Origin of the sequence: Gordonia sp. PS3 (assembly GCF_041950545.1) — a bacterium.
GTDB classification, from domain to species: Bacteria; Actinomycetota; Actinomycetes; order Mycobacteriales; family Mycobacteriaceae; genus Gordonia; species Gordonia sihwensis.
On record NZ_CP169524.1, the window covers coordinates 2,639,987 to 2,660,048 of the forward strand.

The window sequence follows — 20,062 nt, forward strand, 5'->3', positions numbered from 1 at the left end:
ATCATGACCACCGCACACGCCGCCGACCCGATTCCGGCGCCCACCGAAGTGTTCACCGAACTGAACGAGCTCGCCGACTCCTCCGAGAAACTCGTCACCGACTGGCTGCGCGCCGCCGCGGCGGCGCAGACCGAGCCGCATGCGTCCGCTCGCCGTCTCGCCTCGGTCCTGTCTGATCCGCGCGGGCTCGACTTCACCGTCGGTTTCGTCGACCGGGTGATCGGCACCGAGGACCAGAAGGCGGCCGCCCAGGCGCTCGCCGAACTCGCGGCGAGCACCCCGGCCACGCTGGGCGCCTGGGACCGCTTGCAGATCAAGGCCGGCGGCGTCCTGGCCGAGAGGCTGCCCGGGGTGGTCATCCCCGCCGCGCGCGCACGGATGCGTTCGATGGTCGGGCACATGATCGTCGACGCCCGTGAGCGGCCCTTCCGCCGGGCGGTCGCCAAGCTCCGCGAGAGCGGCCATCGGCTCAACATCAACCCGCTGGGCGAGGCCGTGCTCGGTGACGCCGAGGCCGACAACCATCTCGCGGACGCGCGGGCATTGCTGCGGCGCGATGACGTCGACTACGTCTCGATCAAGGTCTCCTCCGTCGCCTCCCAGATCTCGATGTGGGCGTTCGAGGAGACGGCGCAGTACATCATCGACCGACTGACGCCGATGTATCTCCAGGCCGCCGCCGCGCCCGCGGGCACCAAGTTCATCAACCTCGACATGGAGGAATACCGCGATCTGGAACTCACCATCGAGGTGTTCACCCGGCTCCTGAGCCTCCCCGAACTCAAGCACTTCGAAGCGGGGATCGTGCTGCAGGCCTACCTGCCGGACGCACTCGGCGCGATGCAGCGCCTGTCGGACTTCGCCGCCGCCCGGGTGGCGGCCGGCGGCGCAGGGATCAAGGTCCGGCTGGTCAAGGGCGCCAACCTCGCCATGGAGTCGGTGCACGCCGAGGTGGCCGGATGGCCCCAGGTGACCTGCTCGTCGAAGACCGCGACCGATGCCAACTACAAACTCGTGCTGCACTGGCTGCTCAACAGGGATCACATGCGGGGCCTGCGCGTCGGTGTGGCCGGGCACAATCTGTTCGACATCGCCTTCGCCCATCTGCTGGCCGATCGCCGCGGTGTGTCCGACCGCGTCGAGTTCGAGATGCTGCAGGGCATGGCGACCGAGCAGGCCGACGTCCTCAGCGCCGACGTCGGCCGGCTGCTGCTGTACGTGCCGACGGTGAAACCGAAGGAATTCGACGTCGCGATCTCGTACCTGGTACGCCGTCTCGAGGAGAACGCCGCGCCCGAGAACTTCATGTCGGGAATCTTCGACCTCGCGCCCGGAAGTGCGATCTATCACCGGGAGTCGGGGCGGTTCCGCGATGCGCTCGCCGAACTCGGCCGCATCCTCACCACCGACGGCTACGCGCCTCCCCTGCCGAACGACCGGCAGGACCGGACACTCGACCAGTCCGCTGAGACGGCCCTCGATCCGGCACTGCCGCTTCCGGCCTTCGCGAACGAACCGGACACCAACGCCGCCCTGCCCGCCAATCAGCGATGGGCGCGCGACGCGCTCGCCACCGCGACACCGCAGTGGCTCGCCTCCCAGCCCGTTCCCGACGCGATCGCCGAGGACGAGGTGGACGCGCTGGTCGAGCGCGCCCGGTCGGCCGCCGCACAGTGGAGCGCACGCCCGGCCGCCGACCGCGCAGCGATCCTCTACCGCACCGCGGACATCCTCTCCCGCCGGCGCGGACACCTCGTCTCACTGGCCGCGGCCGAGGCGGGCAAGACCGTCGCCCAGTCCGATCCCGAGATCTCCGAAGCCATCGACTTCGCCCGCTACTACGCGCATCGAGCACTGGAACTGGACGAGGTCGCCGCGGCCGCCTTCACTCCGGACCGGGTGATCGTGGTGACACCGCCGTGGAACTTCCCGATCGCGATCCCCGCGGGCGGCACCTTCGCCGCCCTGGCCGCCGGCGCAGCGGTGATCCACAAGCCGTCGAAGCCGACACCGCACTGCTCGATGGCCATTCTCGAAGCCCTCTGGGAGGCAGGTGTTCCGCGCGAGGCGTGCCAGGGAGTGTTTCCCGACGAGGGCCCGGCCGGGCGACGATTGATCAGTCATCCCGACGTCGACCGCGTCGTGCTCACCGGTGCCTCCGAGACCGCGGCCCTGTTCGCGTCCTGGCGTCCGGACCTGCGGATCAACGCCGAGACCTCCGGTAAGAACGCGCTGATCATCACCCCGTCCGCCGATCGCGACCTCGCCATCGCCGATCTGGTCCACAGCGCTTTCGGCCACGCGGGCCAGAAGTGCTCGGCGGCGTCGCTGGCGATCCTCGTCGGCAGCACGTACTCCTCGGAGCGGTTCCGCCGTCAGTTGGTGGACGCGGCCGCCTCACTCGTCGTCGACTGGCCCACCAACCTCTCGGCCACCGTCGGACCGCTCACCGAGGATCCGAGCGATAAGCTGCTGCGGGCCCTGACCACCCTCGAGCCGGGCGAACGCTGGCTCCTGAAGCCGCGGCGGATCGACGACCGACTGTGGTCACCGGGAATCAAGGACGGTGTGGCGCCCGGAACGTTCTTCCACCGCACCGAGTGCTTCGGACCGGTTCTCGGACTGATGCGCGCCGAGACGCTCGACGAGGCCATCGAGTTGCAGAATGCCACCGACTTCGGACTCACCGCGGGTCTGCACTCCCTCGAGCCGCGCGAGGTCCGCTCGTGGATCGACCGCGTCGAGGCGGGAAACGTCTACGTCAATCGCGGCATCACCGGCGCGATCGTCCGCAGGCAGCCCTTCGGCGGGTGGAAGCGGTCGTCGGTGGGTCTGGGTTCCAAGGCGGGCGGTCCCAATTACCTGATGCTCATGGGATCGTGGGCCGACCGCGACTGCCTGCCCGACGCCGCACCGGCCGCGCTCGCCGAGGTCGGCGCCTTCATCGACTCGGTCTCGCCGGTGCTCACCGCCGGCGAGACGGCATGGCTGCGAGCGGCGGTGAGCGACGACGACACCGCGTGGGCCGCCGAGTTCGGGACGCCGCGCGACGAGACGGGCCTGGCCGGCGAGGCGAACATCTTCCGCTATCGCCCCGCGGCGGTGGCGCTGCGGGTGACGGCGGAGTCGACGCCCGCCAAGGTGGCACGACTGCTGGCGGCCGCGCACCGGAGCGGTGCGCGCGTGGTGGCGGCACCGGCGCCGGACATCGGCGACGATCTGCGCGCGGTGCTCGACGCCGCGGCGGCGCTGGGCGTGCCGGTCGATCCCGCCCGCGACGACCGGGCCTTCGTCGACCGGATCGGACGGGCCGGCATCGCCCGTGTCCGCCTGGATTCTCCGGCGACACCGGCACTGCGCGATCTCACCCTCGGACGGCCCGAACTCGCGGTGCTCGACGACACCGTCACCGCGTCCGGACGCGTCGAACTGCGGTACTGGCTCGCCGAGCAGTCGGTCTCGATGACCCTGCATCGATTCGGGAACCTCGACCGCGCCTTCGTCGAATTGGCCGAAGACCTCAAGTCTTCATAGATCGCCACAATGTGGGGACGTGCATCTTGTACGTCCCCACATGCTTTGCCGGGCCGGTCACCGGGAAGAATCGTCGTGAGCGGGAGACCTGTGTCACATTTGACGCGTGTGTTGCTTCCGGCTGAACCCACCTCTAGGAGATGACCTATGACCGTCGCGCCCGACGAGAAGACCATCCAGCTGGTCGCGGTCGCGCTGTACTTCGCAGCCATGCTCGGCATCGGCTGGTACGCGTACCGCCGCACGCGGAACAGTCTGGACGATTACATGCTCGCCGGCCGCGGCCTCAAGCCGTGGGTCGCCGCACTCAGCGCGGGTGCGTCGGACATGTCGGGTTGGCTGCTGATGGGCCTGCCGGGCGCGATGTATCTCTCCGGCCTCTCGGCGTCCTGGATCATGATCGGCCTGCTGATCGGCGCGTGGACCAACTGGAAGCTGGTCGCGCCGCGACTGCGCGCATACACGCAGGTGGCAGGTGACTCGATCACGATTCCGAGCTTCTTCGAATCGCGATTGCACGACGACTCGCGCATCCTCCGGATCACCTGCGGCGTCATCATCCTGGTGTTCTTCACGTTCTACGTCTCCAGCGGCATGGTCGCCTCCGGCAAGTTCTTCGACAGCTCCTTCGGGGTCGACTACACCGCGGGCATGCTGATCGTCGCCGGCATCACCATGCTGTACACGCTGTTCGGCGGGTTCCTCGGCGCGTCGCTCACCGACGTGGCGCAGGGGCTGCTGGTGGTGGTCGCGCTTCTGGCGGTTCCGATCATCGGCATCATCGACCTGGGCGGCGTCGGCGCCACCATCGACGGAGTGAACGCCGCCATGGACAACGGTCTGAGCTTCTTCGCCGGGACCACCGTCATCGGCATCATCTCGGCGGCCGCGTGGGGCCTGGGCTACTTCGGGCAGCCGCACATCATCGTGCGTTTCATGGCGCTGCGGTCCCCGTCCGAGGCCGGTGTCGCCCGCCGAATCGGCATCGGCTGGATGCTGCTGTGCGCGCTCGGCGCCGTCGGCACCGCACTGGTCGGCATCGCCTACTTCGCCGAGCACACCGCGCAGGCCCCGAAAGACGCCGAGACCGTGTTCCTGTCGCTGTCGCAGCTGCTGTTCCACCCCTTCATCGCGGGCCTGGTGCTGGCCGCCGTGCTCGCGGCCATCATGTCCACCATCTCGTCCCAGCTCGTCGTCTGCTCGTCGGCTCTGGTGGAGGATCTGTACAAGCTGGTCGCCGAGAAGACCGGCAGGGGCCGTGAACTCACCGACAAGACCTACGTCATGCTCGGCCGTCTCGGCGTTCTGACGATCGCGGTGATCGCCGCGCTGCTGGCGATCTCGCCGTCGAACAGCATCCTGGATCTGGTCGCCTTCGCCTGGGCGGGCTTCGGGTCGGCCTTCGGCCCGGCGGTGATCCTCTGCCTGTACTGGCGCCGGGTCAGCACCGTCGGAGTCCTGTCGGGCATCGTCGCGGGCGCGGTCGTCGCCTACGTGTGGGGTCAGACCTCGCTGAGCGAGGACCTCTACGAGATCATCCCGGGCTTCGCCGCCAGCCTGATCGTCACCGTGGTCGTCAGCCTGCTGACCTTCCGCGCGGACCCGGAGATCGATGCCGAGTTCACCCGCGCGGTGGAGCTGAGCCGGTCCAAGGAGCCGTTCACTCATCAGACGGACGACGTCCTCGCCGACGTCTGACCCGCCGCGCCCCTACTCGCGCCACCGCAGCGCTTCGAGCGCCGCCGCCACGGCGACGGCGTTCGTCTCCAGCGGCCGCGGCAGCAACTCCTGGGCACGCGCCACATGCCGGACCACGGTATTGCGATGCGTGTACAGGCGTGCGGCGGCCGCGCTCGCGTTGCACTGACAGGCGAACCACATCCGAACCGATTCGTGGAGACCGCGGTCGGCGGACGCCAGATCGCCGAGGGTGTGCGCGACGAAGGCGTCCAGCCGTGTCAGATCGCGCGTCATCGCCGCCAGCAACGCGAGATCGTCGTATGCGGCGAACCGCGCCGTCGAGCCGAGCCTGGTCAGCAGTTGCTGTCCTTCGAGTGCTTCGAAGTGGCTGCGGCGGAACCCCTCTCGACCCGCGCCGGGCGAGCCGGCCGTCACCCGTACATGCGGGTGCGCCGCGAGGGCCGCGTCCACCACCAGCCGATCGGTCGGCAGCCACACCCACAGTTCCGAGGCCCCGGCCAGGACGGTGAGACGGCGACCGACGCCGGAGGCGACCATGATCGCCTCGCAGGCGGCCTCCAGATCGTCAGGTGCCAGCCCGGCGTCCCCGGAGATCACCATCGCCGACTGCGGTCCTTCGATCGAATATCGGAGAGCGAGGTCGGCGCGGGCCGGCGCGATCGGCGCACCCTCCAGGATCAGCGCGACCGCAGCACGCCGCTGGGCGTGGTTGTCGCCAGCGAGTTCGGCGCGGGCGACGTCGATCTGGTGCGTCAGTTCGGCCACCGTGTCGTCGATGAAGGTGGCGATCGAGACCGAGGTCACCTCGAGAAGCTCCCGCAGCAGTCTCGCGTCCGAGGTCAGACCGAAGCAGATCTGCATCCAGAGCCGCCAGGCGGTGTTCTGCGCGGTGCGGAACGAGTCGAGCGCACCGGCGTCGAATCCGCGCCTGACCAGATCGCGGACGAAGCCGATCGTCTCCTCGTTGAGGTTGACGCTCACCCGTGCGCCGGGATCGGCCAGGTTGCTTCGAGCCCAGTGGTTGAGATTGCCCTCGTTGATCCGCAGGGCGACCTCTCGCAGATCCGCATCCACGAGGACGCGCTCCATCCCGGCGGGGTGCATCGCGGCGTGGTTCATATCGGCGATCCATTCGGGCGGAGCGTTCAGAACCGTCTCCACCCCGGCCCGGATGAGGTCGGCCACCTCGCGACTGGGCTCGGCCAGTTCTGCCTCGTCAGACGCCATATGGTTGATTATGCACTCCGACTGCGGCCATGCTGGTGCGATTCATCCTTGCTTTTCATCGACGGTTACAACGATCATTGGTATCGAAGGTTCAGCCCTCCTGACGAGAAGGAACACCATGACCACCGAATCGACGGGCACATCGGCCACCGCCGACTCGATTTTGAGCGAGCAGCCGCTCGACGTCGTCGTCCTCGGCGCAGGCATCTCCGGAATCGGCGCCGCGCACTACCTCACCACCGAGCATCCCGGAAAGAGCTTCGTGATCCTCGAATCACGCGACTCCATCGGCGGTACCTGGGATCTGTTCCGGTACCCCGGTATCCGCTCCGACTCCGATCTCAACACATTCGGGTACGAGTTCAAGCCGTGGCGCGATCCCCAGGCCATCGCCGACGCACCCCGCATCCTCGACTACCTGCGTGAGGCCGTCGCCGAGGACCGCCTGGAGTCGAAGATCGCGTTCAACCGCCGCGCGGTGTCGGCCGACTGGTCCGAGGCCGAGCAGTTGTGGACCCTGACCGTCAAGCACAACGACACGGGCGAGACCTCCGAGGTCAAGACCCGCTGGGTGTTCGCGGGCACCGGCTACTACAACTACGACGAGGGCTTCACTCCGGAGTTCGCAGGCAGCGACGACTTCGCGGGGCAGATCGTCCATCCGCAGCACTGGCCCGAGGATCTCGACTACCGGGGCAAGAAGGTCGTCGTCATCGGGTCCGGCGCCACCGCCGTCACCCTGGTCCCCTCGATGGCGGGCGATGCCGCCCACGTCACGATGCTCCAGCGCACGCCGACCTACGTGATCCCGCTTCCCCGCGAGGACGCCATCTCCAACGCGCTCAAGAAGACGCTCGGCGCCGAGCGCGGCTACCGGCTGAGCCGTCAGAAGAACATCTTCCAGCAGAAGCTGGTGTACCAGTTCTGCCAGCGCTACCCGAGCGTCGCGCGCAGGGTCATCCGCGCCTCCAATGCGGCGCTCCTCCCCCGCGACTACGACCTGGACACCCACTTCAACCCGCCGTACAACCCGTGGGACCAGCGGCTGTGCGTGGTCCCGGACGGCGACCTGTTCAAGGCGATCAAGAAGGGCACCGCGTCCATCGAGACCGGCCGGATCAAGCGGTTCGTCGCCGACGGCATCGAACTCGAGTCCGGTCAGGTGCTCGAGGCCGACATCATCGTCACGGCCACCGGTCTCAACCTGCAGTTGTTCGGCGGGATGGAGCTCAGCCGCGACGGCGAGCCGATCGACCTGTCCGAGACCGTCGCCTACCGTGGCGTGATGCTGTCCGGCGTGCCCAACTGGGTGCTGGCGATCGGCTACACGAACTCGTCGTGGACGCTGAAGATCGGCCTGCTGTGCGAGTACTTCTGCCGCATGCTGACCCACATGGACCAGGGCGGCTACAGCTCGGTGCGGCCGGTGGCCGATCCCGGCATGGAGACCCGGCCGCTGCTCGATTTCGGCGCCGGATACGTCAAGCGGGCCCTCGACCGTCTGCCGAAGCAGGGCACACAGAGCCCGTGGACCATGACCATGGCGGTCTCCGCCGACGTCAAGCAGCTTCGCAAGGGCGAGGTCGACGACGCCTTCCTGGACTACCGGAAGGTCGCCGCCACCGTCGACGCCTGAGGCTTCCCCTTCGAGTACGGGTGCCCCGGACCTCATGGTCCGGGGCACTCGTGTCTATCGGTGGTCGGCGTCGCTCAGTTGCTGCTGCCGACCGCGTCGGTGATGCCGCCGAACAGCCCGCCGAGGCTCCCGCCGAACAGGCCACCGAGGCTGCCGCCGCCCAGGCTGCCCGTGCTGCCGCCGTCGCCGCCGGTGCCGGGATCGGGGTCGCCACCGTCACCGGGACCGCCCGGATCGCCTCCGCCGTCACCGGGGTCGCCGCCGCCGGCGGCCTCGACGACCAGGTTCCTTATCGACGACTTCGCGCCCACCACGGCCTTCAACTCCACGGCACCGGCGGTCGTGGGAGTCCACTGACAGGTGGCTTTGCCGTTCGCGAGGACGAGCCCGGAGCAGATCGCGGCACCGTTCGCGGTGAGTGTGACCGCACTGCCCTCGGATGCGTCGGACGTCACCACGACCGGGGTTGCGGTGCCGACCTTGGGCGATCCGTTGACCGCGATCACCGGCGCACCGGGTTCGGGTTCGGGGTCGGCTGCCGCGACGGTGCCCGTGATCGTCGCGTTGGACGCCTCGATGGTCGCGGTTCCCGAATAGACCGCCTTCAGCGAGTAGGCGCCACCCGCGGCGGGCTTCCAGTTCGTCGTCGCGACTCCCGCGGCGACGGTCCCGGTTCCGATCGAGGCGCCGTTGTTGAAGAATTCGACCGTGCCGCCGGTGGCGCCGCTGCCGCCGGCCGTGACCGTCGCCTTCACAGTCGAGGTCTCACCGGCCTTGGGCGCCGGCGTCACCGACACGGCCGTGGCCGACGCGGTCTTGGGGGCGGGTGTTTCCACGGTGATGGTCGGGCCCACGTTCGACTGGTTGTTGTTCTTCTCGAACACGTTGGTGGTGGACCACTGCAGGCCGCCGGTGTTCAGCGTGCCCGGCGCACACTCCACCGTGTAGTCCTGCGTCCAGATCAGCGGCTTGGCCTCCCACGAACCGCCACCGGTCGCATCGATCATCACCCAGCCGTCGCCGGAGGTCACCTCGTTCGGCTTCTTGGTCCCGGGACCGTCCGGATTGTTCGTGTAGGTCCCGCCCGAGACCGTCCACACGGAGGTGTTCGGCACCGCTTTCATGCACGACGGATGATTGTCGCGCACGCTGTACACCAGCCACCCCAACTTGCGGTCGATCCGATTCGTGATGGTGACCGTGTCACCGACCTTCACCTTGCCGTCGACCAAGGCCGCGCTCCCGACCGTCCGCGAGAAGCTGACGGTGTCGTTGCCGCCGGTCACCGGCGTCATCGTCTCCGCGCCCGCGGCCCCGGCCGCCGTGGTCCCTGCGATGATCGCCGCGGACGTCGACAGCAGGGCGACGAGCGCAGGTCTGTTGAGTCTGCTCATCTGATTGCTCCTGATCATCCGAAGAGGTTCGAGAGACTGCCGGACCCGAGGCTTCCGGACCCGGAGCTACCCGACCCCGAACTGCCGCCGGCACCGCCCGTGCCCTCGCCGCCCGAGCCGTCACCGCCGGAACCCGTGCCGCCGCTGCCGGTGTCTCCACCGGAACCGTCCCCGCCACCGGGCGACGACGCCGGGACCACCGTGATGGTCGGACCGACATCGGGCTTGTTGTTGTTCTTCTCGAACGCGTTGGTCGTCGACCATTGCAGACCACCCGTGTTCAGGGTGCCAGGAGCGCAGGTGACCACGTAGTCCTGCGTCCAGATCAGCGGCTTGGCCTCCCACGAACCGCCACCGGTCGCATCGATCATCACCCAGCCGTCGCCGGAGGTCACCTCGTTGGGCTTCTTGGTCCCGGGACCGTCCGGATTGTTCGTGTAGGTCCCGCCCGAGACCGTCCACACGGAGGTGTTCGGCACCGCCTGCAAGCACGACGGATGATTGTCGCGCACGCTGTACACCAGCCACAACATCTTCCGGTCGATCCGATTCGTGATGGTGACCGTGTCACCGACCTTCACCTTGCCGTCGACGAGGGTGGCGCCCTCGACCGATCGTTGGAAACTCACGGTGTCGTTCTCACCGCTGACGGGGCCGACGGTGTCGGCGGCCGCCGCACCGGTGCCGATTCCCGCCAGCGCGGCAGCCGCCGCGCAACTGCCCACGACCGCCACTGTCCGTCTGATTGTCGACATGTTCGTCTGCTTTCTCGAGGTGTTGGTATGCGCGCTCATCCGAGGCTGCCCGTGTAGATGCTTCCGGTGTCCATGCCGGCGCTTCCGCTGCCGAGGCTTCCACCGAGACTGCCGCTCGCCGGGCTGGCCGAGACGTAGACGCTCTCGGTCACGGTGACCGGCTCTGCGCTGGAGATGACGGCGCGCAGCGGGTAGGTCCCGGCCTTCTTCGGCACCCAGGTGCAGCTGACGCGGCGGTCACCGTCGAGCTCGAGGTTGCCGCAACCGTCGAGCGACTTGCCGTCGGCGGTGAGGACCACCTTGTCGCCGGGGCGGCCGTCGGGGTTCTTGACGGTGATCTCGACGTCGTTGTCGGCCATCGCATCCTTCGGGTTCACCGAGATCCCGGGAACGCCGCGCGTCACCTCGATGTTCGGGCCGACGTTCGGATGGTCGCCGTTGTCGCCCACCCAGGTGGTCGAGTACTGCAGTCCGCCGGTGTTCAGCACCCCGACGTCGCACTTGAGCAGGTAGTCCTGCGACCAGGCGATGCTCTCCCAGGAGTTGGCCGCGGGCGCGTCGATCTTCGCCCATCCCGGACCGGAGGAGAACTCGTCGGGCTTCATGGCGCCGGAGACGTTCGGATTGTTCGTGTAGGTCTTGCCGCTCACCTTCCACACCGAGGTGTTGGGCACGGCCTCCATGCACGTCGGGTGCGTGTCCTTGACCCAGTAGATGAGCCATGCGAGTTTGCGGTCGAGCCGGTTGGTGACGGTGATGACCTCTCCGTTGGGCACCTTGCCGTCGACCAGTTTGAGTCCGCTGATCTCGCGGGAGAAGTTCACGGCACTGCTGCTGCCCTTCGCCGGACCGACGGTGTCGGCGTCCGCCGCACCCGATCCGGACATCACGCCGACCGCGCCCAGCGCAGCGATCGCCCCTGCCGCTGCGAGTCGTCGCAGCACGATCTTGGTTTTCAACACAGCCTCCTCGATTCGCGGCGCGGGATCAGGTGGGAGGGCGCCGCGACAGCGTCCGATAAATGTATGGATCCGACGAGGGCGAACGCTTCATCGAGCTGTCGATACGTCCCGAATTGCGTGCTGCCAGCACAAAAACTGCGACATATCGGCCGTTCGTAGGACGGCCGGCACGAAGTGGAGGGCGGCGCACCGCCCGCCGGACACGACGATGCCCGCAGGTTCCCCTGCGGGCATCGGTCGGAGTCGATGTGGTTCGGTCGCGCGCCCTACTGCGCCAGCAGTCCCTTCGCCACGTGGGTCACCTGGATCTCGTTCGACCCGGCGTAGATCATCAGCGACTTCGCATCGCGCGCCAGCTGCTCCACGCGGTACTCGGCCATGTAGCCGTTGCCGCCGAAGAGCTGCACCGCCTCCATCGCGACCTCGGTCGCCGCCCGGGAGGAGTACAGCTTCATCGCGGACGCCTGGGCCAGTGTCGGCGGCTTGCCGGCCTTGGCCGCCTCCATCGCGACGAAGAGCATGTTCTGCACGTTGAGCCGCGCGATCTCCATCTCCGCGAGCTTGAGCTGAATTAGCTGGAACTTTCCGATCTCCTGTCCCCACAGGGTGCGCGTCTTGGCGTAGTCGATGGAGAGCCGCTGGCATTCGTTGATGATGCCCAGGGACAGCGCGGCGATGCCGATCCGCTCGGCGGTGAATCCGGCCTTCGCGCTGTCGCCGCCCCGCTTGTCCGATCCGGTCTCCTCGGTCTCTCCGAGCAAACGATCCCGGCCCACCCGGACGTTGTCGAAGAACAGCTCACCGGTCGGCGAACTCATCATGCCCATCTTCTTGAACGGCTTGCCCTGGGTGAGTCCCTCCATGCCCTTGTCGAGGACGAAGGTGAGCACCTTGCGATCGCGCATCGGCGTGCCGTCGCCCTCGTCGAGCTTGGCGAAGACCACCATGGTGTCGGCGTACGGGCCGTTGGTGATGAAGGTCTTGTTGCCGTTGAGGATGTAGTCGTCGCCGTCGCGGCGCACCGTCGTCTTCATCCCGCCGAGCGCGTCCGAGCCGCTGTCGGGCTCGGTGATGGCCCACGCCCCCACCTTCTCCATCGTCACCAGCTCCGGAAGCCAGCGACGCTTCTGCGCCAGGGTGCCGCGGCTGCGGATCGTCGAGACCGTCAGGCCCAGTGAGACGCCCATCGACGCGATGAGGCCCAGGCTGACCCCCGCCATCTCCATGTTGAGGATCAGGAACATCGAGTTGGCGAGACTGTTCGATCCGCCGCCCGAGGATCGCGGCTCGCCCGCCTCCTCGGCTGCGAGCTCCTTCTCCAGGCTCTCGGCGTTCATCGAGTCCATCCCGAAGGTCGCCAGCATCTTGCGGAGGATGTCGTACGGCGGGAGCGACCCCGACTCCAGACCCTCCAGATTGGGCCGGACCTCCTTGTCGATGAAGCCGCGCACAGCGTCGCGGACCATCACATCTTCCTCAGACCACTCGAACATCAAGCCTCCAAACTGGAACACGTTTCACTTAGGTCTGACGGTAGCGCATCGTGTCACCGACCCGGTAGGTCGACGCCCTCAGTCGACCGGCTCGTCACAGCGCCGATCCGTCCCGTACGGCGGCCTCGGCCAGGCGACTGTGCCACTGCCGATTGAGCCACATCTCGACCAGTTCCGGCGCCACGCCCGCCTGCGCGGCCCAGCGGTAAAGCAGGGAGTTGTACCGCACGTATCTGCGGACGGAGTAGTGCGACACCGACGACGCGACAAGCCAGCCGTTCCACGTGAGACTGCCGGCGCTGGCAGCATCCAGCAGTTGCGGACGGTCGGGTGCCCCGGAGTGGATCGCCCAGCAGTACAGGGACATCAGGACGTGGCCCACACCAGGAGCGACCGGCCATCCCGACCAGTCCCGATACGCCGCGGCGTCGATCAGTGCCGGAGCGCGCCGGCAGGCGACGAGCGCACGCTCGACCGCGGCGAACGGCGTGCCCGCATCCCGCCCGGACCGGACGTCGACGAATCGGCGGACACCGCCGCGCAGCGGGTGCTCGGCCAGCCAGGCGGCACACATGTACAGGCGATCGAGTTCCGGTTCGTCACCGAGGCCCATTCCGTGCACACCCGGCTCGAGATCGCCCCGACGCAGGTACGCGGTGCCCTTCCACACCTGCGTTCCGTCCGCATCGCGCCCGCTGACCTGCGCCGGGATCTCGCACTGAGCCAGGCGCTCGTTCCACCAGTCGAGATCCACTTCGACGACATCCTCGAGAACCGTCTCGGCGTAGGGCTGGTTCCGGCACCAGGCGATGCAGTCCGCCGGAATCACCAGGTGCGCGTCCGCGCCGTCGCCGCTCCAACTCTCGTCCATGCGGCCGATGGTCGCACGGCCCTCTGACATCGACGTCGCACCTGCTCCGCGACGTCAGAGCGTGACCGTGTACAGCCCGCCCGGGCACACGTCGGCCGCAAAGAAGCTCGCGGCGTCCTCGCAGAGCACGGCCTGTGCGACCGGGCCCGCGACCACGAGCGTCGCCGGCCCACCCGCGGCGAGCGCGGCGAGAACGCCGCGAATCCGACCCACGAACGCGCCGACCGACTCACCGCCGTGGCCCGACCACAGGGGATCGCCGAACCAGGCGCCCAACTGCGCCGGGTCGACCGACTCCGGCGCGGTCGACCGCCAGCGGCCGACGTCGAGCGACGCCAGTCGCGGGTCGACGCCGAACAGACCGCACGCCAGGCGTGCGGTCTGCGTCACCGATCTCTCGGGTCCGGCGATCACCCGTCCGGCCCGGGGCAGCCGCGATGCGAGCGCCGCCGCATCCCGGCGGCCACGCGAGTCGAGATCGTCGTGCTCGCCGCCGAACCGGACCGCTCTGTTGGGTGCGGTCCGCGCGGCGACCACCAGATGCACCGACGTCAGGCGCCGACCTCCGCGAGCGTGCGGTCGGAAGTCTTGGACCGGCGCATCATCACGCCGAGCAGCGCGACGAACGCCACGGTCAGGACCGTCCACAGAAGTACCTGGTTCGCGATCGCGTACACCCGGAAGTCGGCCACCACCTGTCCGGGGAATCCGGCGCCGACGATCCGGTCGCCGTCCATCACCGGACCGGGGATCTCCTTGAACTCGGGAAGAAGCGCGGCCGTGATGGTCACACCGACCAGGTACACCACCGCGGAGGTGACACCCGACCACAGTCCGCCGATCCGGTCCGCGAGCCGGCAGCCGAGGATCACCGCGACGACCATCAGCGCCACCGACACCAGCGTCAGCGTCAGGTAGGCGCCCGACCGCGCTCCGATGGTGTCCTCCTCGCCGACCGCGGGCGGGTTGGGCGGGTAGACGAAGTAGGGGACGCCGATCACGGCCACGAAGGCCACGGCACCCAGCCCCGCTGCGACCGCCCGAGGGTCCGCGGCCGGCCACCGACGTCCCACGTAGGCCCACAGAACTGTGAACGCGACGGCGAACAGGGCGCCCATCGCGACGGCGAAGACGACCGTGCCGACTCCCGCACCGATGTTCTCCTGGACGGTTCGGCTGTAGATCTCGTGCTCGTGTGCATGCTCGCCGGACAGCATCGACTCGGCGTGCGACCGCTCCTCCTCGTAGTCGATGGCCAGCCGCACCTGCGGTTCGATGAAGATCCGCGCATAGACGAACGACACCAGTCCGGCGATCAGGCCTGCGAGCACGCCTGCGCCGGTGAATCTGCGCTCCATTGTTCTGTTGTCTCCCCGGCTCAGTGGCAGGGGAAGCCGAGGAAGTGCCGTGCGTCGTGCACGAACTCGTGGACATGGGTGTCGCTGCCGAACACCGACACCGCGCCCTGGTCGTATCCCAGGAAGTAGTAGGCGAGCGCCGCGAGTGCCACGGTGGCGGTGAGCCAGAGGGCCGCGCTCGCGGCGGAGAGGTTCGGCACGGCGAGGGAACGTACGCCCTGCGTTGCGGTGGATGCGGTCATCGTCGACGTCCTGTTCTCCCGGATCACGCGCCCGGGGTCGGCATTGTTCACACCGATGCGACTGTCTGGCTCGCAGTCCGACGGCGTCGTCGGCGGACCGCTCACAGTGGCGCGACCGCCCCGGATTCGCACCGGGTTAACCGCATCGGCCCGCTGAGTGTACCGCCGGCCGCAATCCGCTGAGTGTCACAGGTGTGCGCTTGAATGGGAGTGTGGCATCGGGCAGTCAGATCCTTCGGAGCATGCATCCGGCCACGCAGCGGTGGTTCAGCGACGCGTTCGGCGCGCCGACCCGAGCCCAATCCGGTGCGTGGACGGCGATCGCCCGCGGCGAGAACACCCTCGTCGTGGCTCCGACCGGGTCGGGCAAGACCCTCGCAGCCTTCCTGTGGGCCATCGACTCGCTGTACCGCGAGCGGATCGACGCCGCGACCGGCGGCAGTGCGGGCACCGCTCCGGGTGTCCGGATCCTCTACATCTCACCGCTCAAGGCACTCGCCGTCGACGTGGAGCGGAACCTGTCGGCACCACTGGTGGGCATCGCGCACGCGGCGCAGATCATGGGACTCGACGCACCGTCGATCACGGTCGGAGTCCGGTCCGGGGACACCTCGGCGGCCGACCGCCGACGGCTGCAGACCCATCCGCCCGACATCCTGATCACCACGCCCGAATCGCTCTACCTGATGCTGACCTCCTCGGTGCGCGAGACCCTCGCCACGGTGACGACGGTGATCGTCGACGAGGTGCACGCCGTCGCAGCGACCAAGCGGGGCACGCACCTGGCGCTCTCGCTCGAACGGCTCGATGCGCTGCTCGAGCGGCCCGCGCAGCGCATCGGGCTGTCAGCGACCGTGCGGCCCGAGGAACTCGTCGGCGAGTTCCTGGCGGGCGAGGGCGACTGCACCGTCGTGAAGCCGCCTGCGGCGAAGACCTTCGACCTCTCCGTGGACGTGCCGGTGGAGGACATGACCGCCATCCCGCCGCCGGACACCGGGACGGACGATCTCGACGACGCCTTCTCCCCGACCGCCGGTTCCCTCTGGCCCCACGTGGAGTCGGCGATCGTCGACCGCATCGAGGAGAATCGCTCGACGATCGTCTTCGCGAACTCTCGTCGTCTCGCCGAACGTCTGACCGCCCGGCTGAACGAGATCGCCGCCGAACGCGCGGGCATCGAGTTCGACCCGGACCGACCGAACCCGACAGTGCCCGGCGGGATGCCCGCCTACGTCTCGGCCAGTGGAGACACGGCGGGCGCGCCCGCCGTCCTCGCCCGCGCCCACCACGGCTCGGTGAGCAAAGAGCAGCGTGCACAGATCGAGGACGATCTGAAATCCGGCAGGCTCCGGTGCGTGGTCGCAACGAGCTCACTGGAACTCGGCATCGACATGGGTGCCGTCGACCTCGTGATCCAGGTGGAGGCCCCGCCGTCCGTCGCGGCCGGGCTGCAGCGCATCGGCCGCGCCGGACACCGGGTCGGCGAGGTGAGTCGCGGCGTGCTGTTTCCGAAGCACCGCACCGACCTGATCCACTGCACGGTGGTGGCGCAGCGAATGCTCGCCGGCCGCATCGAGGCGCTCTCGGTACCGGCCAACCCGCTCGACATCCTCGCCCAGCAGACCATCGCGGCGACCGCCGTCGACGATCTCGACGTCGACGACTGGTACGCGACCGTCCGGCGCGCGATGCCGTATCGGACCCTCACCCGCGACGTGTACGACGCCGTCCTCGATCTGATATCCGGCCGGTATCCGTCCGACGAATTCGCCGAACTGCGCCCGAGGGTGGACTACGACCGCGCAGCCGGGCGGCTCACCGCCCGGCGCGGCACCCTGCGTCTGGCGGTCACCTCCGGCGGGACCATCCCCGACCGCGGGCTGTTCGGCGTCTTCCTCGTGGGCGGGACCGACCGCGCAGAAAGCGGCCAACCCCGCCGGGTCGGAGAGCTCGACGAGGAGATGGTCTACGAGTCACGGGTCGGCGACGTGTTCGCCCTCGGCGCGTCGAGCTGGCGAATCGAGGAGATCACACACGATCGGGTGCTGGTCTCGCCCGCGTTCGGCATGCCGGGGAGGCTGCCGTTCTGGATCGGCGACGCCGTCGGTCGTCCGGCCGAGCTCGGTGCGGCGATCGGTGAGTTCATCGGGATCGCGGGCCATGAGGAGAAGCTCGCCGCACTCGCCGCCGAACTCGGGCTCAGTGCCAATGCAGAGCGCAACCTGTCCGCGCTGATCGCCCAGCAGCGCGATGCCACCGGCGTGCTCCCGACCGACCGCACCCTCGTACTGGAACGCTTCCGCGACGAGCTCGGCGACTGGCGGCTGGTGCTGCACTCCCCCTACGGCCTGCGGGTCCACGCACCGTGGGCCGGTGCCGTGGCCGCGCAGCTCTCGGCACGTCTCGGCATCGACGGGGCCACCACTGCCACCGACGACGGCATCATCGTGCGCCTCCCCGACACCGATGACGATCCGCCGGGGGCCGACGTCTTCCTCCTCGACCCCGAGCACATCGAAGCGGACGTCACACGCGCGCTGGCCGATTCGTCACTGTTCGCGTCGCGGTTCCGCGAGTGCGCCGGGCGGGCGCTGCTGCTTCCGCGCCGTGATCCCGGAAAGCGTGCCCCGCTGTGGCAGCAGCGGCAGCGCAGCGCCCAGCTGCTGGCGGTGGCGTCGCGCTTCAGCGATTTCCCGATCATTCTCGAGACGGTCCGCGAATGCCTCTCCGACGTCTACGACCTGCCCTCGCTGGTGGACGTCCTCACCCGCATCATGCAGCGCAAGATCCGGATCACCGAGGTCGAGACGTCCACGCCGTCGCCCTTCGCGGCCTCGATGCTGCTCGGCTACGTCGGCTCGTTCATCTATGACGACGACGCCCCGCTCGCCGAACGCCGGGCGACCGCGCTGTCCCTCGACACCGCGTTGCTCGCCCAGCTCCTCGGCCGCGTCGACCTGCGTGAGTTGCTCGATCCCGCAGTGATCACGGAGGTCGTCGCACGGCTCCAGCGGACGGCTCCGGAACGGCGGGCGCGCGACGATCAAGATGTGGTGGACCTGCTGCGATGGCTGGGACCGTGCACACCCGGACAGATCGCCGAACGCTACCGGGGCGACGACCCACTCGCCGTTCCGCTCGACGAGGTGCTCGAGCGACTCGTCGCCGACGGCCGCCTGATCGAGGTGCCCTTCCGCGGCGCGACCGCTCTGGCCTCGGTCGACGACGCAGCGCGCCTCCGCGACGGCCTCGGCATACCGCTCCCGCTGGGCGTCCCCGCCGCCTACCTCCAGCCTGTCGCCGATCCCCTGGCCGACCTGGTGCACCGTTACGCCCGCACCCACGGACCGTTCACCACCGCCGATGTCGCGGAAGCTCTCGGCATGGCGCCCGCGGTGGTGACCCGGACCCTTGAAGAGCTCGCGGCGCGACGAACGGTGATCGAGGGCGAGTTCATTCCGCTCCCGCCCGAACCGCAGACCGGGCGCACCCCGAGCCAGTGGTGCCATTCCGACGTCCTCACCCAGCTCCGCCGCGGATCGCTGGCGGCCGGGCGCGCCGAAGTGGAGCCGGTCAGCGCCGAGGCGTACAACCGATTCCTGCTCGGCTGGCAGCACGTCACCGGGAAGTCACGGCTGCGCGGCGCCGCCGGCGTCGCGGCCGTCGTCGAGCAACTCGCCGGACAGCCGATACCGGCGTCGGCGTGGGAGACGCTGGTGCTGCCGGCCCGGGTGGAGGACTACCGGCCGTCGATGCTCGATGAGCTGACCGCCTCCGGCGAGGTGATCTGGTCCGGACACGGGGGCATCGGCGGGGCCGACGGCTGGGTGGCCCTGCATCTGGCCGACGCCGCCGCACTCACCCTCCGGCCCGCCGAGGACACCGAACTGACTCCCGCGCAGGACGCGGTCCGGACCGCTCTCGACCGGGGCGGGGCCCTGCGCTTCCGCGAGCTGTCCGACGCGCTGAACAACGCAGAGCACGCGATCCCCGACGGTGAACTGCCGGACCTGCTGTGGGATCTCGTCTGGGCCGGGCTCATCACGAACGACTCGTTCTCGGTGGTCCGCGCCGCGCTGAACCCGCCGCGCAGCGCACGATCGTCGGCCACCTCCGCCCACCGGACTCGCGGTCGGCCGCCGCGTCTGCGCGCCGCGCGGCTGTCGTCGCAGTATCTGGCGGGTGCTGCGGGTGCGGCAGCCACGCCGCCCACGGTCGGGGGGCGGTGGTCGGTGATCCGTCGCATCGCCGTCGATCCGACCACCGCTGCCGCTGCCACCTGCGAGGTGCTTCTCGACCGCTACGGCGTGGTGACGAAGGGAGCCGTGACCGCCGAATCGACCGAGGGCGGGTTCGCGCGAATCTACAAGGCGCTCGGCGTCTTCGAGGACAACGGCCAGGTGCGGCGCGGGTACTACATCGACGGGCTGGGAGGCGCGCAGTTCGCCGCCGGTCACACCGTCGACATCCTGCGCGAGTCGGCTGTCGTCGCACGCCAGGAACGGTGCGCGGCGGTGGTGCTCGCGGCCACCGATCCGGCGAATCCGTACGGTGCGGCCCTCGACTGGCCCGAGCGAGCCGTCGAATCGGGGCATCGGCCCGGCCGGAAGCCGGGAGCGGTCGTGATCCTGGTGGGCGGACGCGCCGCGGTGTTCATCGAGCGCGGCGGAAAGACGGTGCTCACCTTCACCGCCGAGACCGAGATCCTCGAGGCGGCCGCGGCGGCGCTGTCGCACGCGGTCACCACCGGGGCGGTGCCGCGCATCCACATCGATCAGGTCGACGGCGAGCCGGTACGCCGCACACCGCTGGGTGACCGACTGGTCGCCTCCGGCTTCGCGACCACGCCCCGGGGGCTGCGGATGAACTACGACCCGAGGAGCCGGTAG

13 protein-coding genes and 1 riboswitch are annotated in these 20,062 nt (G+C 69.0%); of the genes, 4 read left to right on the forward strand and 9 right to left on the reverse strand.

Features of this window, described 5'->3' with window-relative positions; all coding sequences use genetic code 11:
- Positions 1-3: 3 nt before the first annotated feature.
- Together ACE11G_RS12185 and putP are read left to right on the forward strand one after the other, a co-directional pair.
- Entirely contained in the window at positions 4-3,534 is a 3,531-nt protein-coding gene (locus tag ACE11G_RS12185) for a bifunctional proline dehydrogenase/L-glutamate gamma-semialdehyde dehydrogenase (protein WP_062367538.1), read from the forward strand.
- Positions 3,535-3,681: 147 nt separating this feature from the next.
- Positions 3,682-5,232, forward strand: coding sequence for a sodium/proline symporter PutP (putP, locus tag ACE11G_RS12190; protein WP_006896500.1), 1,551 nt, complete (start codon positions 3,682-3,684; stop codon positions 5,230-5,232).
- A 12-nt stretch (positions 5,233-5,244) separates the two neighbouring features.
- Here putP and ACE11G_RS12195 read toward each other — a convergent pair whose 3' ends face one another.
- A complete protein-coding gene (locus ACE11G_RS12195) occupies positions 5,245-6,462 on the reverse strand; it encodes a CdaR family transcriptional regulator (RefSeq protein WP_006896501.1) in 1,218 nt (405 codons plus the stop codon).
- A 118-nt stretch (positions 6,463-6,580) separates the two neighbouring features.
- Here ACE11G_RS12195 and ACE11G_RS12200 point away from each other — a divergent pair, with 118 nt between their 5' ends.
- Positions 6,581-8,098 (forward strand): NAD(P)/FAD-dependent oxidoreductase, encoded by a 1,518-nt coding sequence (locus ACE11G_RS12200; protein ID WP_006896502.1) that lies wholly within the window; start codon positions 6,581-6,583, stop codon positions 8,096-8,098.
- A gap of 74 nt (positions 8,099-8,172) precedes the next feature.
- Here the strand turns inward: ACE11G_RS12200 and ACE11G_RS12205 are convergent, their stop codons facing one another.
- The 8 genes from ACE11G_RS12205 to ACE11G_RS12240 form a co-directional block, all read right to left on the reverse strand.
- Positions 8,173-9,492 (reverse strand): Ig-like domain-containing protein, encoded by a 1,320-nt coding sequence (locus tag ACE11G_RS12205; protein WP_006896503.1) that lies wholly within the window; start codon positions 9,490-9,492, stop codon positions 8,173-8,175.
- 14 nt (positions 9,493-9,506) lie between these two features.
- Positions 9,507-10,247 (reverse strand): hypothetical protein, encoded by a 741-nt coding sequence (locus ACE11G_RS12210; protein ID WP_039867447.1) that lies wholly within the window; start codon positions 10,245-10,247, stop codon positions 9,507-9,509.
- Between the two features lie 35 nt (positions 10,248-10,282).
- On the reverse strand, positions 10,283-11,209 hold the full coding sequence (locus tag ACE11G_RS12215) for a hypothetical protein (RefSeq protein WP_006896505.1): 927 nt from the start codon (positions 11,207-11,209) through the stop codon (positions 10,283-10,285).
- Between the two features lie 266 nt (positions 11,210-11,475).
- Positions 11,476-12,702, reverse strand: a complete 1,227-nt coding sequence (locus tag ACE11G_RS12220) for an acyl-CoA dehydrogenase family protein (protein WP_006896506.1) — start codon at positions 12,700-12,702, stop codon at positions 11,476-11,478.
- 94 nt (positions 12,703-12,796) lie between these two features.
- Positions 12,797-13,603: a hypothetical protein gene (locus ACE11G_RS12225; protein ID WP_375002334.1), complete on the reverse strand. Its 807-nt coding sequence runs from the start codon at positions 13,601-13,603 to the stop codon at positions 12,797-12,799.
- 24 nt (positions 13,604-13,627) lie between these two features.
- Entirely contained in the window at positions 13,628-14,119 is a 492-nt protein-coding gene (locus ACE11G_RS12230) for a histidine phosphatase family protein (protein WP_006896508.1), read from the reverse strand.
- Between the two features lie 5 nt (positions 14,120-14,124).
- A complete protein-coding gene (locus tag ACE11G_RS12235; RefSeq protein WP_006896509.1) occupies positions 14,125-14,931 on the reverse strand; it encodes a CbtA family protein in 807 nt (268 codons plus the stop codon).
- A 20-nt stretch (positions 14,932-14,951) separates the two neighbouring features.
- Positions 14,952-15,173: a CbtB-domain containing protein gene (locus tag ACE11G_RS12240; protein ID WP_006896510.1), complete on the reverse strand. Its 222-nt coding sequence runs from the start codon at positions 15,171-15,173 to the stop codon at positions 14,952-14,954.
- A 41-nt stretch (positions 15,174-15,214) separates the two neighbouring features.
- A riboswitch (cobalamin riboswitch) is annotated at positions 15,215-15,362 on the reverse strand.
- Between the two features lie 53 nt (positions 15,363-15,415).
- On the opposite strand from ACE11G_RS12240, the gene ACE11G_RS12245 reads away from it, so the two are divergent.
- The gene (locus ACE11G_RS12245; RefSeq protein ID WP_062367046.1) at positions 15,416-20,062 is read left to right on the forward strand and encodes an ATP-dependent helicase; all 4,647 of its coding nucleotides are present in this window, start codon (positions 15,416-15,418) and stop codon (positions 20,060-20,062) included.

Excerpts from the sequence above, each read along its gene's own strand:
- ACE11G_RS12200 (WP_006896502.1), top strand. The coding sequence starts at position 6,581 with ATGACCACCGAATCGACGGGCACATCGGCCACCGCCGACTCGATTTTG.
- putP (WP_006896500.1), top strand. The coding sequence starts at position 3,682 with ATGACCGTCGCGCCCGACGAGAAGACCATCCAGCTGGTCGCGGTCGCG.
- ACE11G_RS12185 (WP_062367538.1), top strand. The coding sequence starts at position 4 with ATGACCACCGCACACGCCGCCGACCCGATTCCGGCGCCCACCGAAGTG.
- ACE11G_RS12210 (WP_039867447.1), bottom strand. The coding sequence starts at position 10,247 with ATGTCGACAATCAGACGGACAGTGGCGGTCGTGGGCAGTTGCGCGGCG.
- ACE11G_RS12240 (WP_006896510.1), bottom strand. The coding sequence starts at position 15,173 with ATGACCGCATCCACCGCAACGCAGGGCGTACGTTCCCTCGCCGTGCCG.
- ACE11G_RS12220 (WP_006896506.1), bottom strand. The coding sequence starts at position 12,702 with ATGTTCGAGTGGTCTGAGGAAGATGTGATGGTCCGCGACGCTGTGCGC.
- ACE11G_RS12205 (WP_006896503.1), bottom strand. The coding sequence starts at position 9,492 with ATGAGCAGACTCAACAGACCTGCGCTCGTCGCCCTGCTGTCGACGTCC.
- ACE11G_RS12235 (WP_006896509.1), bottom strand. The coding sequence starts at position 14,931 with ATGGAGCGCAGATTCACCGGCGCAGGCGTGCTCGCAGGCCTGATCGCC.
- ACE11G_RS12225 (WP_375002334.1), bottom strand. The coding sequence starts at position 13,603 with ATGTCAGAGGGCCGTGCGACCATCGGCCGCATGGACGAGAGTTGGAGC.
- ACE11G_RS12195 (WP_006896501.1), bottom strand. The coding sequence starts at position 6,462 with ATGGCGTCTGACGAGGCAGAACTGGCCGAGCCCAGTCGCGAGGTGGCC.
- ACE11G_RS12245 (WP_062367046.1), top strand. The coding sequence starts at position 15,416 with ATGCATCCGGCCACGCAGCGGTGGTTCAGCGACGCGTTCGGCGCGCCG.